Consider the following 14,586-nt stretch of genomic DNA (forward strand, 5'->3'; position numbering starts at 1 on the left):
ACTCCTTTTCTATTAACTTTTAATAGTAGATTGCTTTACTACTGGTTTCATAGCTTCAAATGGATTTTTGCAGGACCCACAGTATAAAATGCTTCGACAAGCTGTTGGTCCAAAAACATTATCCATTGATGTATAATCAGATCCGCAATAAGGACAATCAACCGTCCATTCATCTCCTGGATGATAGTTTTCAGGAGGTGGGGAAATGCCATGTTTTTTTAAATTTTCCTTTCCCTCAGCGGTAATAGCATCAGTCGACCAATTATGTTTAAAGGAAAACTCTACGTGACAATCTTGTACCCAATCAACTGCTTCCATTGCTTTTTTCACATTTAATTCAATGAAATCGAGTGCAGGACACCCTGCAAAGGTTGGCACCATTGTAACGGAGACCCTGTTTTCATTTACATCGACACTATAAACCATGCCAAGATCTACAACACTGACTGAGGGAAGTTCAGGATCATCAACTGTTCGTAATACTGCGTGTATTTCCTTTTCCTTTTGTTTTTGCGTCATGAGCGTTCACTCCTTTCACTTGGTGTCATTGAAGGATTTTCGGCCTAGCATTATTACGTTTTTGTACCTCAATCCGATGAGATATCTGCCGATTTACAACTATATCGGCCATTACGCAGCGATATCCGCCAATCCGCTTTTCTTTTCTACCATATTGCTTCTTTATCGCTGTTATATACTTCAGCAAGTGTTTGTAAGGCTTGCTCTAGATCAGCCGTGTGCTCACCATTCCTGCCACTGCCGTACTTCTTGCTTAGTGGGGAAGTTGGTGTAACGGTTAATGTTGCTGATACTTCTTCCAGCCATCGTTCTTTCAAGGTATCCTCCCCGCAGATTAACTGATGCTCTTCCATTGCATCGGCTTCAGACCCCAACTCTAGAACGTCCTGAAATTCATTCCATGCTTCCTCTACCCTTGACTGAATCCTTGTTTGAGCATCCTCTGTTGATCCCTGAAGTTGTTTAATCCACATTTTCCAATGCGCCAAATGATATGTTTGCTCCATTAATACTTTTTGAGCAACCATAGCAAGTGGCTGATAAGAACCATTTGAAACCGCTTCCAATTTTACTTTTTTAAAAGCCTCATACAAATAGTTTCGAACGACGGTAAGAGCCCAATCATAATACGGTTCTTCAAAGTAAGCGCCTTCCCCATTTCTTTTTTCCAAATAAGTAGCGTTCCGTCTCTCTTCTGGCGAACGTTCATGTGCAAGTACATCAGCTGCCCCTGCATCTAATTCTTCTAACAAGTTATAATACAAAACTGCATGACCCATCGTGTTCTGCGTAATCGATGAATAAGCAACATCCGCTTCAATATGCGGCGCTAGCCCTAACCATTCAGAACCTCGAAATGAGACGACAAGGTCATCATCCGCTAGTTGGTAAAGCAATTCAGTTAATGCTTTCAAATATGAAGCGTCTTGCTTCGCTTGTGTCGCCGACTGCTTTTGCGTCATGACTTTTTCACCTCTTTCCAGGACATGATTTCTTTTTCATCCAACATACCCTGTTCTTTTTCCTTCCACTTTTTCCTTAAATAACCGTATCCTTTTGTTGTCCGATACTCTTTGTTATCCAAGCGTTTCGTCCATTGCTGCCGTTCCGCACTACTCATTGAACGAATATTACTCCTTTTTACAACCCACACATCTATCACGTCTTCTCGACGCATAAAATTTTCCTGAGCCATATTCAGTGCCATTTCCTCGTTTGGTGCAAGTAAACTAAATTGGTGCTGGATCGGTGCCTTTACGCCTTTTTTGCTGAACACTTCATATTCCTGGTAAAAATTAGACCCGTCATGGTTTCCCACCATAATTTCTCCCCCCTCTTAAAAACGCTATATTCGTTCTGTCGTTTATAGAATCTTCCAACCTATGAACCAACAGGCTCTGGTGCTAATGCCTGCCTTACCCAGCGATTGTTTTCATATGCAATTTCCCGCAAACGTAATCGTTCTTTTGAACGTGGACCATTATTTTTGATAATTTGTTTGAATTCTTCCCAATCAGGTTGTTGGTAAATCCAAACCTCTTTTTCCTTGTCATAATGCACGGTTTCATCTGGTACAGTTAATCCTAAAGAGAAAACACGCGGTAAGTACTTATCCAAAAATGCTTGGCGTAGTTCTTCATTCGAGCTTTTACGTATACGATATTTCTTCATCACATCCTGTTTTGAAGAACCTGTAGTCGATGCCGAACCTGGGCCAAAAAACATTAATAGGGATGGCCACCAACGATTTAGTGACTCCTGTAATATTTCCCGTTGAGCTTTTGTACCCTCAGCTAACGCCATGATTATCGATTCGCCATGCTGGGCATGAAATACTTCTTCCGCACATATACGCTGAAGCGCTCTTTGGTACGGTCCATATGAAGCGTCTAGCATATTCGTTTGGGAAATAATTGCCGCACCGTCAACTAACCAGCCAACCATGCCAGCATCTGCCCATGTTTTCGTTGGCATATGAAAAACATTATGAAACTTTAAATCTCCATTTAATAGATCCTGCATCAAATTTTCTCTGTTTTTTCCATAGGGTTTCATTAAATCTTCCGTTACACGCAATAAAAGCTGGCCATGGCCCATTTCATCCTGTACTTTTGCCATAATGCCTAATTTCCTTCTTAGTGTGGGAGCTTTTGGTGTCCATTCTTTTTCAGGAAGTGCACCCATAATTTCGCTGATTCCATGCATAGAAATGAGTTTAATAAGTGATTCACGGTACTCTGTTGGCATCCAATCATCAGCCTCTATTTTTTCACCCGATTCGATACGGGCCATAAACCTTGCATATTTCTCTTGATCCTCTTCAACATGCGCATTGGTTACCGAGTCCGCGTCCTCCACATAGTTATACATCACAACATCTCCCTATAACGTTTATATAACGCAAGTATAACAAAGTGTTATACTGTTATCAATAACTAAATTTTCTATATTTTACTATTACTTTAAAACATTATGAATCAATTTAAATTAAAAATAGTGGATGTTTCTATTTTTTATAGTACAATACTTATCAGGTTGTTTAATATTATCGTTAGAAGCGTAATTAGGAAGGAATTCAAATGGAAAAAACAGTTAGCACCCGTTCAATGATTTTTACACTTTACGGAGATTATATAAGTCATTATGGCAACGCAATCTGGATTGGAAGTTTAATTAGATTGCTTAAAGAATTCGGCCATAATGAACAGTCCGTACGCGCTGCTATGTCGCGCATGAGTAAGCAAGGCTGGGTTCAATCAGAGAAAAAAGGAAATAAAAGCTATTATTCTTTAACAGACCGCGGGGAAGCCCGTATGGATGAAGCATCCAAGCGAATTTATAAATTAGAATCTCCTGAATGGGATGGAGCGTGGAGAATGCTCATATACACAATCCCGGAGGAAAAACGTCACTTGCGAGATGAATTAAGACAGGAGTTAATCTGGAGTGGGTTTGGCGCTTTGTCTACTAGTTGTTGGATCACTCCAAATCCCATGGAGCAGCAAATTAAACGTCTGGTTGAAAAATATGAAGTCGGTTCTTACGTTACTTTTTTCCGGGCTACACACGAAGGAATGAGTGATCATGCAAGCTTAGTAGAAAAGTGCTGGGATTTAGACAAGATTAATGAACGATATTCCGAGTTTATCAAGGAATATAGTCAAGACTTTATCATAGACAAACACAATATCGTAAAGGGAGATTTAAGTGATGGAAGTTGCTTTGTTAAGCGGGCATTGCTTGTACATCAGTACAGAAAGTTCCTATTCATTGACCCAAGCCTCCCACAGGAACTATTACCTGAAAAATGGATCGGTGACTCAGCAGCTCATCTGTTTGGGGAGTATTACCGAATTCTTGAGAAACCCGCTACACGGTTCTTTGAATCGGTGTTTGAACAGGGTTAACACTCAACACTAAAGTTAACCACCCTAAACGCTTTCTGGCATGTAGGGTGGTATTTTTTACCTTTTTATTTCCTCAAGCACCTCTATTTGTCTAAACTCTTGTCCTTTTTGAACATACGTGTTTATTGTTTCTTCAATCATTTCCATATCCTTATCGGTCAACGATCTCACTACTTTTCCTGGCGAACCTAACACTAAGGAACGGGGTGGAATCACCTTTCCCGAAGGTACCAGACTATTTGCCCCTACAATAGAATATTCTCCTATTTCCGCACCGTCTAACACCGTTGCACCCATACCTACTAGTGCTCCTTTTCTTAATGTACATCCATGTATAATGGCATTATGGCCAACAGACACCTCGTCTTCTAGTGTCAGTGGAAATTTTTCATAAAGGTGGCACATGGTGTTTTCCTGGATATTGCAGCGTTCCCCAATTCGAATTGGCCCTTCATCTCCCCTGAGTACAACATTAAACAAGACCGTTGAATATGCCCCGATCTCTACATCCCCAATCACCTTTGCGCCATCTGCAATATAAGCAGTTTCATGAATACGTGGTGACTGATCTTTGTAACGGTAAATCATGTATTTTCCTCCTTCAATCAAACGGTTTGTTTACTCCTTTGATCAACGACCCGAACCGCTTTGCCTTCTGATCTGGGTATCGACTTCGGAGACAGCACATTAACAACGATTGTTACTAAACATTCTTCTTTGACCATCGACTGAATGCGTTGTTTTAATTCCAATACCTTCACATGCTCATGGTTATTTTCACATTCCAAAAAGGTTTCTTCAGACAATTCGACGTTTAACTCTACCGTATCCATATATCCGTCTTTTTTCAAAAAAACTTGATAATGCGGTGCCAGTTCTTTTACTTTTAGCAAAGAACGCTCCATTTCAGACGGAAAAACATTGACCCCGCGAATGATGAGCATGTCATCAATGCGACCCTTGATTCGTGACATACGTATCGTCGTCCGCCCGCACTTGCACTTCCCTCGGATAACAGCGGCAATATCTCCAGTCCGATAACGTATAATTGGGAAAGCTTCTTTCGTTAAGCTTGTAAAAACTAATTCACCATATTCCCCATCTGGAAGAGACTCCAATGTATCAGGATCAATCACCTCTACAAAAAAGTGATCCTCTTGAATGTGTAAACCATTCTGTTCTTCGTGACATTCAATCGCCACACCTGGACCGACAACCTCACTAAGTCCATAAATATCCACTGCCTTGATGTCCATCCGTTCTTCCAATGCATTTCTCATCTCATCAGACCATGGCTCCGCACCGAAAATGCCATATTTAAGACTAGTTGATCGTGGATCTCCACCCTCCTCCTCCATTTGCTCAGCAATTCGCAATGCATAAGAAGGTGTGGCACAGATAACTTTAGGCTTAAAATCCTCGATTAACATAAGTTGGCGTTTTGTATTTCCACCAGAAACTGGAACAGTAGTAATACCTAGTTTTTCCCCTCCATGGTGAAGTCCCAGACCACCAGTAAACAGTCCATATCCGTATGCATTATGCATGACATCCCCAGGGTTTCCACCTGCTGCAGCAATCGATCTAGCCACGATCTCCGCCCAATCATCAATATCCTTTCTCGTATAACCGACGACTGTTGGCTTTCCACTTGTTCCTGAAGAAGCATGCAGGCGAATAATATCTTCCATTGGTGAGGCAAAAAGACCGTATGGATAATGATTTCTTAAATCTTTCTTTTCCGTAAAAGGAAGCTTCTTAATATCTTGTAGAGACTGTATGTCATGCGGTTCAATTCCCATTTCGTTAAACTTATCTTGATAAAATTTAACATGATTGTCCACCCGTTGAACAGTATGCTTTAACCTTTTTAACTGTAATGTTTCCATTTCACTCCGCTCTAATGTTTCCATCTCTCCATTAAAAATCACCCTGAATCCCCCCTTTATATATTTTTGATGATGGTTATAACATAACAACTATTATATGTGACGTTAAAAATTCGTTATAAAAATGATATCGCTTACATTTCAGAATGTCAATTTAATTTTGAATAGTTTAGTCAATAATTGTTCGTCTGCTTTTCACCAATATGTATGTATTTTATTTGTTGGATAAAACTAAGCAATGGACTTTTGAATTGTTAAGAAAGGTTGAAGGATTTTATGAAAAAAAGTGTAATTGATTGGCCTACTTTTATAGGGGCATTGGTATTAATTCTTGGCGTTTCTATTCCACTTATCTTATTTCCTGAGGGTGGGGCAAAGGTTGTAAATATAGCAAATGATTTTATGACCGAAAACTTTGGAATGCTCTATCTTTTGGTTGGCCTAGCAGCCTTCGCATTTCTGGTGTTTGTTGCATTCAGTAAAAATGGACAAATTAAGTTAGGAAACGCTGACGAAAAAAAGGAATTTGGTACATTTTCTTGGGCTGCAATGCTTTTTGCTGCAGGAATAGGTTCAAGTATTCTTTACTGGGGTATGATCGAATGGGCTTATTATTATCAAGGTCCACCATTTGGACTTGAGCCTAAATCAAATGAAGCGATTCAATGGGCATCCTCTTATGGTATTTTCCATTGGGGTCCAATTGCATGGGCAATCTACACACTTCCCGCCTTACCAATTGCTTATTTCTATTATGTTCGCAAAAAACCAGTACTTAAAATCAGCGAAGCAGTAAGACCTGTTTTAGGTAGACTTGTGGATGGCCCGATTGGGGTTATTATCGATGTTTTATTTATGTTTGGTTTACTGGGTGGCGCTGGGACAACCCTAGCCCTTGGGACGCCGATGATTGCGGAAGGAGTACATGACATAACTGGAATCCCAATCACATTAGGGTTAAAGACAGGTGTCATGCTTTTATGTACAATCATTTTTGCTATAAGTGCATACTCAGGCTTACGTCGCGGTATAAAAATATTAAGTGATGTTAATCTATGGCTTGCTATTTTTGTATTAGGATTCATCTTTATATTTGGTCCTACATTGTTTATTAGTGAAACAACGATAAGTAGTATAGGAATTATTATGGATAACTTTTTCCGGATGGCAACATGGTTAGAACCATTTCAAAACTTAGCTGGATTTACAGAAACTGGGTTCCCTGAAGCCTGGACTGTTTTTTACTGGGCATGGTGGGTTGTATATGCGCCATTCGTTGGACTCTTCGTTGCTCGTATTTCACGAGGACGCACGATACGGGAAATGATTCTTGGAACCATGATTTACGGTACTATAGGCTGTATTCTATTCTTCGGTATTATGGGTAACTTTGGGTTGTATTTACAACTTACAGGAAGCTTCGATGTCATTAGCTTTATGAATGAATTCGGCGCACCAGCAGCAATTATCGCCATTCTTCACCAATTACCAATGGCGAATGTTATGGTAGCAGTTTTTACCGTGCTAGCTATAATATTTTTGGCGACAACATTCGACTCATCATCCTATATTCTGGCTGCAGTTGTTCAAAAAGAAGTTCAATCAGAACCATTACGTTGGAATCGTTTATTTTGGGCATTTACCTTATGTCTACTACCGCTTGTATTAATGTATATCGGAGACCTTGAAACACTACAAACCGCTAGTATTGTTGCAGGATTCCCCGTTATATTTATCATGATGCTGTTAGCATGGTCATTTATGAAGGCATCGAACAGTGATATTAAAGAATCTAAAGGATACGAGCCACCAACAATCCACATTAACCGCAGAGAAATACTGGAACGGATAAGAAAAAGAGAGAAGAAACGATCTGCATTAGAGGCTATGCAGGATAAAAATATAGACGAATAGACTAGGTTCAATTGAAGTTCCAATTATGGTCGAAGTTAGTGAAAAAAATGTGGCTTTCACTATTGGCGGTTATTTTTCATAATGGCCGATATATTTGTAAATCGGCATTTATCCAAGTGTAACGGCCGATAAACATACTAATCGGCGGATAAAAAGTTCGTCTTAACTTATTAGGGCAAGTAAAAAAAGGCCGGTTCCACCCATCAAAGGTGAACCGGCCTTACCTAATTATTTACCTATTAATTCTCACTTCATACCATAATTTTTTAGGGGTAGAATTGTTGGTTTCAGGCAATTTCGTTACTTTGGACTTTGGGAACTTAAGTCTTACATACTTCAACTCCGCGTTTGTTAATCGCAATTCCCTTACACAAGCTCCATCTTTAAAAGAATCTGACAAAAACTCATCCAACCGCTTATCCTTTTGATGATTCATTCGCCATTCCTCCTATAGAGAGTTATAGAACTTTCGTGCTTTTTTTAACCTTTTTGCCTGATTGAATAATTGATTGCTCTACTAAAACCTGCATGGCATCTACCGTGTATCGACTTGCTTCGTCACTTAATGGGATGCACGATAATTCGGTACAACCAAGGATAATGCACGTACAGCCTTCCTTAAATACAAGCTCATTTATAATGCGATCAAGTTCACTAGAATCGACTGTTTCATCTGCTTTAAACTGATAAATAATTTGCATAACTTTTGCCTGGATATGCTGATTAGGTATAACTGCTTCCATACCGAATTTCTGGCAGCCTTTTTGATAAATACCACTATTGATTGTACCATTTGTAGCCAAGATTCCTACTTTAGCATGACCACCATACGTTTCATCAATGTACTTTGATGTTTCATCAATCATATTAATAATGTTTATGCTGGTCATCGTCTGCATAGTATCATAAAAATAATGGGACGTGTTACATGGAATAGCAATGTTGGCTACGTCCGTTTTCTCAAATAGCTCTAGATCGCTTTTAATCGCCTTTAAAAAAGCTTGTTCGTTCTCATTCAAAATTGCATCAGTTCGATCCGGGATTGTCGCGTGATTTAAAATAATCATGTCCAGATGGTCTTGATCTTTTTTAGCTAACGTGTGTTCAATAACTTGTTCAAAAAATAAAGACGTTGCCATCGGACCCATTCCGCCTAATACCCCTAACTTCTTTTGTTCCATTGGTAAACCACCTACTTTATCACGTGTATATATATTTTACGGTAGAAACAATTGCTTTCTGGTGGTTATAGGCTTATAACTGTACAAATTGCTTCTTTCTCTTCAGTGCTTCTAGAGCTATTTCGGTTTCATTAAAAGGCACTTCACGATCGCCAATCTTCTGTGTTGTTTCATGCCCTTTTCCTGCAATAAGTATCGTATCATCTTTTTCACTTATATTGACCGCATGTTGTATAGCTTCTTCACGGTCTAGTACAGTTTTATATTTACCGTCGAAACGATCCATCGCTTCGGAAATTTCATTTATAATCATCAGTGGATCATAATTCCTTGGGTTATCAGAAGTTACAACAGAGAAGTCTGCAAACTTTGATGCAATACGACTCATTCCAACACGCTTCACGCGTCCTTGATCACTAGTATCTGCATAAACGCCGAATACTAAGATTATTTTTCCTTTTACATATGGGCGAATGGTCGTTAATGCTTTTTCCAATGCATCTTCCGTATGTGAAAAATCTACAATAATCTTGTAATCATTTTCTTTGTAGACCGTTTCTAAACGACCTTTAATGCCTTTCACATTTTGAATACCTTGTTGAATATCTTTTAGCGAGACACCATTGCAATACGCAGACGCTATCGCTGCTAAACTATTGTACACATAGATGGCACCGGGTATATTGACCGTAATTTCAACACTTCCCGATGGTGTATTAACCGTGTAAGTAGTCGTATCAAATGAATAACGTATATTGGTTGGGTAGATATCAGCTTTATGTTCAATTCCATACGTAATTAACGTTGCTTCATAATCCTTCACTCGATTAATTAACCTTCTGCCATATTTATCATCCACATTAATAACATTGAATTCTTTTGTCAGATCAAAAAGTTCAGCCTTTGCTTCAAAATATTCGTCCATATTTTTATGCAATTCCAAATGGTCAGGTGTAAGGTTTGTAAAAATTCCTGTATTAAAGCTGCTATAAGCCACGCGCTTCAGGTTTAACGAGTGTGAAGACACTTCCATAATGCAATTATCAACTTTTGCATCCTTCATTTCCAAAAAAGTGCGCTGCAAATAAAGCGATTCTGGTGTTGTATTCTCATTTTGAACCAGCTTATTGTTGATCAACGTACCAATTGTTCCAATTAGACCCATTGATTTTTTTGCCTGTTCAAAAATCGACTTGATAAAATATGATGTTGACGTTTTGCCATTTGTTCCTGTTAATCCAATAACATTTAACTGCTCAGTAGGATTATGGAAGTAATTAGCTGAAACCCGGGCTAGTGCATCACGTGAATTAACCACTTTTAAGACCGTAACATCTTGTTCAATTGGGATATCCTTTTCGAGTATGATTGTTGATGCACCTTGCTTAATCGCTTTATCAATAAACCGATGGCCATCAACAGCAAAGCCTGAAATTGCAACAAAGATACTATTTTCTGCAACTTCCCTAGAATCAAAGGTGATTCCACTAATTTCTTTATTTAAGTCCCCTTTAACGTTGTCGAATTCCAGTCCTTGTACGATAGAGGTTAATAACATCTTCTCAGCTCCTCGGGTTGTGTCATTGTTACCGTTACTCTATTTGATTATATAGTTTGTTAAAATAAGTGTTGGTATACTAGTTTTGTTACTTAGAACGGGAAGAAATGCGGAACTTCTTGTCAACTTTTGACTTTATAAAAGTTATTCCCGGCTTTGGATCATTCCAATCCCATATCGCATTTGCTTTTGGACGAACAAGGGATTTCAGCACGGTCCCAATAGAGAGTTGCCCAGTTTTCACATAGTCTTTCACTGCAAGCATATCTTCATATCCATACCAGAATGCCGTGTTTGTATCTGATTGAATTGCTTTAGGTTCCAATGGGTTACCCGTTAATTCCATATACGTGATATAAGGCATATTAAGTCCGATTTTGCTTAACATCTGATTAAAGTTTGTTATGCGTGCATTGATTTCGATTAAATAATAATCCCCAGTTTGTGCATCTTTTTTAAATTCAATTTCTGCGAATCCTTTAAAACCTATTTCTTCTAAGAATTTGGATCCTATTTTGTAAAGTTCTGGTATATGTTTTTGTACAATATATACGGATGCTCCAAAATTAATCGGGTATTGACGGTGTTTTTGACACGTTGCCCAATGGGTCACCTTTGCATCCTGATTTAAGTAGGCATCAAATGTATGCATATGGTTATCAAACCCAGGAATAATGCGCTGCACAATTACTTCCAGATTAGCATCCTTCGCTTGTTGTATAGCTTCATCCAGCTCGTCTCTTGTGTGTACTTTAAACAACTTCCGTCTAAACTTCGCAACAAAGGATGGTGAATCTGTTGGTTTTACAAGGCAAGGAAATTGAATAATTGAATCGACCTTTTCATAAAAATTCGGATCATTAACCTGGATGGTTTCAGGTACTTTGATTCCTTTTTCCATTGCAAGTTGATGAAGTGTATCTTTATTCATTACTTTCGTATAAAGCCCTTGTTCCGTTTGCGGGATCAAATAATACTTTTTAAGCTCGTCCAACCTAGTGTCAATCACTTCCAGATACGAGTCATGACAAGGAATTAACACTGGTTTTGCATCCTGTTTCTTTGCATAATCAATTAAAAAATCAAGAAATGCATCGGAATCATTTTTATAATGCGGGGCGATTATTTTTTCTGAGCAATATTTCGACTCTGCCCCATACCGATCTTCTTCGGTATAATCGACGGCTACTGTATGAATGTCGTGAATTCCTAAACATCTTATTGCGCTTAATCCAATATAATAGTTGTTTCCTAAAATAACTGCTTTATTTTGCATTCTATCTACTCCTCGATTATCTACATTACGTTTAACTCCATTATACAATAAATTTCATTCTATGAATATGTTAGACAGATTACGATTTTCGGAGCTGGTAAAATTTATAAAAGTTCTTAATGGTAACTTTCAATACTGCGTACAGTGGAATTGCAATTAATATCCCTACAAACCCATACAGTGACCCTGCCACGACAAGTAATAAGATAATGGTTAATGGATGTAACTGTAGTCTTTTTCCAAAAACAGCCGGTGAGACAAGGTTCCCTTCCAATTGCTGAACAACCAGAAGAATGATCAAAACATAGAACACCATTACCGGGTCCTGAATTAACGCAATTAATATGGCAGGTAAAACACCTATAGCAGGTCCAATCAAAGGAACTACAGCAGTAATTATGACAAACAGGGCGAGAACCAGGGCATAATTCAGATCAATCATCATATACCCTATATACATGAGTGTTCCATCCACCAGTCCTACCGTCAGCTGCCCAAGAATATAAGATGCTAGCGTACGGTCAATATCCTTTAATATTCTTTCTCCTTCATCCAAGTGCTTATCAGGGATAAAATTAAGCAAGTATGGTAGAAGTCTTTCCCCATCTTTCAAAAAATAAAATAGTATAAACGGAACTATAATAAGGACAGTTGCAACACTAGTAATTGCACCAACAATTTCGGTTATGTTATCCCCAATTGTTTGTGCCAGGTCACTTAAAAAAGTTATGGTTTTTCGTTTAATTTCCTCAACCGACAACATGCCAAAGTTATTTTCCGCGATCAACTCTTTTGTTTGTTCAACCGTATTTTCTACTTTTGATGGAAGCTGATCAGTCAGTTGCTGTGCCTGATCGGCAATCCTTCCGCCAACAAGCTGGATAAACAGGAATACGATAACAGCAACAAGTGCATATACTGCTAAAATCGCAATAGAACGGTTCATATATTTAGGCTTCGAAAATAGCCTCACCACCGGCCGAAGAACGTAATAAAACAAACCGGAAATAATAATTGGAAAGAAAAGAATTGCAATTAATTTTTGGAATGGATCTAGGAAAAAATCAACTTTTCCCAGGAAATAAATACAGAGTAAAACCAGCAATGTACCTGTCGCATATTTAAAAAATGGCTTTCTTATCCACATTTCAGCACCTACTTCACGGTTATCTATTACCTATTCTTTACCTTTTTTGAGATTATAGTAAACAGCAAATGCGGAAATTTAGCAAACAATGACGATTTCTATCCCGTTACGGAAAAGGCGGACACAATTTGAATGAAAAACGCAGAAATGGGACATGGTATCTGTGGAAGGAGTGGTTATCATGGAACATGCGTGGTTGTCTTTAGTACCTTTTTTAATCGTAATTGGAATGTCTATTTGGTTGAAGAAAATCATGCCGGGACTAGTACTCGGCTTATTAGTTGGAGCATTACTCGTTGAGGTAAACTTATTAGATGGAACGCAGGAGACAATTACATATATCATAACTACACTATCCGACAAAACAAACATTCAAATTATCGCCTTTCTATATTTGTTTGGTGGTCTTGTTGGCATGATGACTATTTCTGGCGGGATAAAAGGGTTTGCGGAATGGATTGGCGAAAAGATAGACTCCCAGCGTGGGTTGCTCATATTAATTTGGCTTACGCTTCCGTTTACTTTTATGATGCCAATGTTCCGAATCCTGATGATTGGACCTGTTATAAAATCAATTATGGAAAAAATGAAACTTTCCAAACAAAAAGTTGGCTTCACGATGGACGTTTCAACTGTTTCTGTTATTGTTCTTCTACCGGTAGCGACCGCTTTTGTCGGCTTTATGATTTCATTGGTAGAAAGCGGGATACAAAAACATCAGCTCACAGAATCGTCCTATGAGGTATTCTTATTAAGTATTCCATTTAACTTCTTCGCAATTACGATGCTTCTGATGGGCATAATCCTTACCTTTTGGAAGCCGGGCAAGAAAAAGGAAGGATCGGAATCAGGACAAAAAAATAAGTCGAAAAAGGAAAAACCAGACCTTCATAATCTAGGTCGTAAAAAGGAATTGTCTATGGTTAAAGCGCAGCCTTGGAATTTGATTATTCCCTTATTTCTTTTATTAGGCTTATCTCTATTCTTATTGTGGCAGGATGGTGTTGCAAAGGGTGCAGAAAGCATTTTTCAAGCTTTTTCGATGGCAAATGCGACATTTGTGATGTTACTAGCTGTTTTTATTACACTTATAGTTACATTCGCTTTCTACATGATCCGTCGTCAATCACTGGATGAAACCATTTACCATTTTTTCGACGGAGGAAACAAATTAATGCAGGCAATTATTCTCCTGATTTTAGTATGGGCACTTTCACTCGTAGCTGAGGACTTAGGCTTTTCTAAATTTATAAGCTCCACCCTTGGAACATTTTTGCCCACTTTCACCATTCCAGCAATTATATTTCTGATTGGTGCAATTGTGTCCTATTTTATTGGATCATCATGGGGAACATGGGGATTGTTCATGCCACTTGGAATCACACTTGCCACAGTTACTGGGGCATCGTTACCAATAACAGTTGGTGCAGTTTTCGCAAGTGGATCGTTTGGTGCACTAACTTCACCTCTTGGAGATACAACAATAACGACCGCATCCATTTTGGAAATGGATCTCGTCGAATATGCCCGATATAAATTGAAGTTCGCATCAATTGGGGCCGGAATAGCGATTGCATTGTATCTTGCAGTTGGATTCTTTTTTGTTTAATTGTGGATGTGCTGCGGGATTTGAGATATCGGTATTCGCTCGATTTTAACGAGTCTCATACCGATTCACAAAATTCCCAGTCTAAA

The 14,586-nt window shown here is 38.6% G+C and carries 14 protein-coding genes; 3 read left to right on the forward strand and 11 right to left on the reverse strand.

The window, feature by feature from the left end; genetic code table 11:
- Nucleotides 1-12: 12 nt before the first annotated feature.
- The 4 genes from paaD to paaA all read right to left on the reverse strand — a co-directional run bounded on the left by paaD (nucleotide 13) and on the right by paaA (nucleotide 2,889).
- Entirely contained in the window at nucleotides 13-519 is a 507-nt protein-coding gene (gene paaD, locus LG329_RS09085; RefSeq protein ID WP_404456241.1) for a 1,2-phenylacetyl-CoA epoxidase subunit PaaD, read from the reverse strand.
- A 146-nt stretch (nucleotides 520-665) separates the two neighbouring features.
- Nucleotides 666-1,481 carry a 1,2-phenylacetyl-CoA epoxidase subunit PaaC gene (gene paaC, locus LG329_RS09090; protein ID WP_404456244.1) on the reverse strand — a complete coding sequence of 272 codons (816 nt, stop codon included), beginning with the start codon at nucleotides 1,479-1,481 and terminating at the stop codon, nucleotides 666-668.
- Entirely contained in the window at nucleotides 1,478-1,840 is a 363-nt protein-coding gene (paaB, locus tag LG329_RS09095; RefSeq protein WP_404456247.1) for a 1,2-phenylacetyl-CoA epoxidase subunit PaaB, read from the reverse strand. The genes paaC and paaB overlap by 4 nt, the downstream gene beginning before the upstream one ends.
- A 59-nt stretch (nucleotides 1,841-1,899) precedes the next feature.
- A complete protein-coding gene (gene paaA / locus LG329_RS09100; RefSeq protein ID WP_404456250.1) occupies nucleotides 1,900-2,889 on the reverse strand; it encodes a 1,2-phenylacetyl-CoA epoxidase subunit PaaA in 990 nt (329 codons plus the stop codon).
- A gap of 209 nt (nucleotides 2,890-3,098) precedes the next feature.
- Between paaA and paaX the strand changes: the two genes are divergently transcribed.
- Complete coding sequence (gene paaX / locus LG329_RS09105; protein WP_404456253.1) at nucleotides 3,099-3,926, forward strand: phenylacetic acid degradation operon negative regulatory protein PaaX; 828 nt, start codon at nucleotides 3,099-3,101, stop codon at nucleotides 3,924-3,926.
- Between the two features lie 57 nt (nucleotides 3,927-3,983).
- Here the strand turns inward: paaX and LG329_RS09110 are convergent, their stop codons facing one another.
- Nucleotides 3,984-4,514, reverse strand: a complete 531-nt coding sequence (locus LG329_RS09110; RefSeq protein ID WP_404456255.1) for a gamma carbonic anhydrase family protein — start codon at nucleotides 4,512-4,514, stop codon at nucleotides 3,984-3,986.
- 17 nt (nucleotides 4,515-4,531) lie between these two features.
- On the reverse strand, nucleotides 4,532-5,839 hold the full coding sequence (locus LG329_RS09115) for a phenylacetate--CoA ligase family protein (RefSeq protein ID WP_404456509.1): 1,308 nt from the start codon (nucleotides 5,837-5,839) through the stop codon (nucleotides 4,532-4,534).
- A 252-nt stretch (nucleotides 5,840-6,091) separates the two neighbouring features.
- On the opposite strand from LG329_RS09115, the gene LG329_RS09120 reads away from it, so the two are divergent.
- Nucleotides 6,092-7,729: a BCCT family transporter gene (locus LG329_RS09120; RefSeq protein ID WP_404456258.1), complete on the forward strand. Its 1,638-nt coding sequence runs from the start codon at nucleotides 6,092-6,094 to the stop codon at nucleotides 7,727-7,729.
- A gap of 232 nt (nucleotides 7,730-7,961) precedes the next feature.
- Here the strand turns inward: LG329_RS09120 and LG329_RS09125 are convergent, their stop codons facing one another.
- The 5 genes from LG329_RS09125 to LG329_RS09145 all read right to left on the reverse strand — a co-directional run bounded on the left by LG329_RS09125 (nucleotide 7,962) and on the right by LG329_RS09145 (nucleotide 12,891).
- Nucleotides 7,962-8,165 carry a hypothetical protein gene (locus LG329_RS09125; RefSeq protein ID WP_404456261.1) on the reverse strand — a complete coding sequence of 68 codons (204 nt, stop codon included), beginning with the start codon at nucleotides 8,163-8,165 and terminating at the stop codon, nucleotides 7,962-7,964.
- 22 nt (nucleotides 8,166-8,187) lie between these two features.
- A complete protein-coding gene (locus LG329_RS09130) occupies nucleotides 8,188-8,910 on the reverse strand; it encodes an aspartate/glutamate racemase family protein (RefSeq protein ID WP_404456264.1) in 723 nt (240 codons plus the stop codon).
- A 73-nt stretch (nucleotides 8,911-8,983) separates the two neighbouring features.
- The gene (locus LG329_RS09135; protein WP_404456267.1) at nucleotides 8,984-10,468 is read right to left on the reverse strand and encodes a UDP-N-acetylmuramoyl-L-alanyl-D-glutamate--2,6-diaminopimelate ligase; all 1,485 of its coding nucleotides are present in this window, start codon (nucleotides 10,466-10,468) and stop codon (nucleotides 8,984-8,986) included.
- Between the two features lie 88 nt (nucleotides 10,469-10,556).
- Complete coding sequence (locus tag LG329_RS09140) at nucleotides 10,557-11,744, reverse strand: carboxylate--amine ligase (RefSeq protein WP_404456270.1); 1,188 nt, start codon at nucleotides 11,742-11,744, stop codon at nucleotides 10,557-10,559.
- 79 nt (nucleotides 11,745-11,823) lie between these two features.
- Nucleotides 11,824-12,891 carry an AI-2E family transporter gene (locus LG329_RS09145; RefSeq protein ID WP_404456273.1) on the reverse strand — a complete coding sequence of 356 codons (1,068 nt, stop codon included), beginning with the start codon at nucleotides 12,889-12,891 and terminating at the stop codon, nucleotides 11,824-11,826.
- Nucleotides 12,892-13,072: 181 nt separating this feature from the next.
- Here LG329_RS09145 and LG329_RS09150 point away from each other — a divergent pair, with 181 nt between their 5' ends.
- Nucleotides 13,073-14,500, forward strand: a complete 1,428-nt coding sequence (locus LG329_RS09150; protein ID WP_404456276.1) for a Na+/H+ antiporter NhaC family protein — start codon at nucleotides 13,073-13,075, stop codon at nucleotides 14,498-14,500.
- Nucleotides 14,501-14,586: the final 86 nt, after the last annotated feature.

The organism is Virgibacillus necropolis (genome assembly GCF_044793635.1).
Taxonomy (GTDB): Bacteria; Bacillota; Bacilli; order Bacillales; family Amphibacillaceae; genus Virgibacillus_F; species Virgibacillus_F necropolis_A.

Coding starts and splice junctions, on each gene's coding strand:
- paaD (WP_404456241.1), bottom strand. CDS start 519: ATGACGCAAAAACAAAAGGAAAAGGAAATACACGCAGTATTACGAACA.
- paaC (WP_404456244.1), bottom strand. CDS start 1,481: ATGACGCAAAAGCAGTCGGCGACACAAGCGAAGCAAGACGCTTCATAT.
- paaB (WP_404456247.1), bottom strand. CDS start 1,840: ATGGTGGGAAACCATGACGGGTCTAATTTTTACCAGGAATATGAAGTG.
- paaA (WP_404456250.1), bottom strand. CDS start 2,889: ATGTATAACTATGTGGAGGACGCGGACTCGGTAACCAATGCGCATGTT.
- paaX (WP_404456253.1), top strand. CDS start 3,099: ATGGAAAAAACAGTTAGCACCCGTTCAATGATTTTTACACTTTACGGA.
- LG329_RS09110 (WP_404456255.1), bottom strand. CDS start 4,514: ATGATTTACCGTTACAAAGATCAGTCACCACGTATTCATGAAACTGCT.
- LG329_RS09115 (WP_404456509.1), bottom strand. CDS start 5,839: ATGGAAACATTAGAGCGGAGTGAAATGGAAACATTACAGTTAAAAAGG.
- LG329_RS09120 (WP_404456258.1), top strand. CDS start 6,092: ATGAAAAAAAGTGTAATTGATTGGCCTACTTTTATAGGGGCATTGGTA.
- LG329_RS09125 (WP_404456261.1), bottom strand. CDS start 8,165: ATGAATCATCAAAAGGATAAGCGGTTGGATGAGTTTTTGTCAGATTCT.
- LG329_RS09130 (WP_404456264.1), bottom strand. CDS start 8,910: ATGGAACAAAAGAAGTTAGGGGTATTAGGCGGAATGGGTCCGATGGCA.
- LG329_RS09135 (WP_404456267.1), bottom strand. CDS start 10,468: ATGTTATTAACCTCTATCGTACAAGGACTGGAATTCGACAACGTTAAA.
- LG329_RS09140 (WP_404456270.1), bottom strand. CDS start 11,744: ATGCAAAATAAAGCAGTTATTTTAGGAAACAACTATTATATTGGATTA.
- LG329_RS09145 (WP_404456273.1), bottom strand. CDS start 12,891: ATGTGGATAAGAAAGCCATTTTTTAAATATGCGACAGGTACATTGCTG.
- LG329_RS09150 (WP_404456276.1), top strand. CDS start 13,073: ATGGAACATGCGTGGTTGTCTTTAGTACCTTTTTTAATCGTAATTGGA.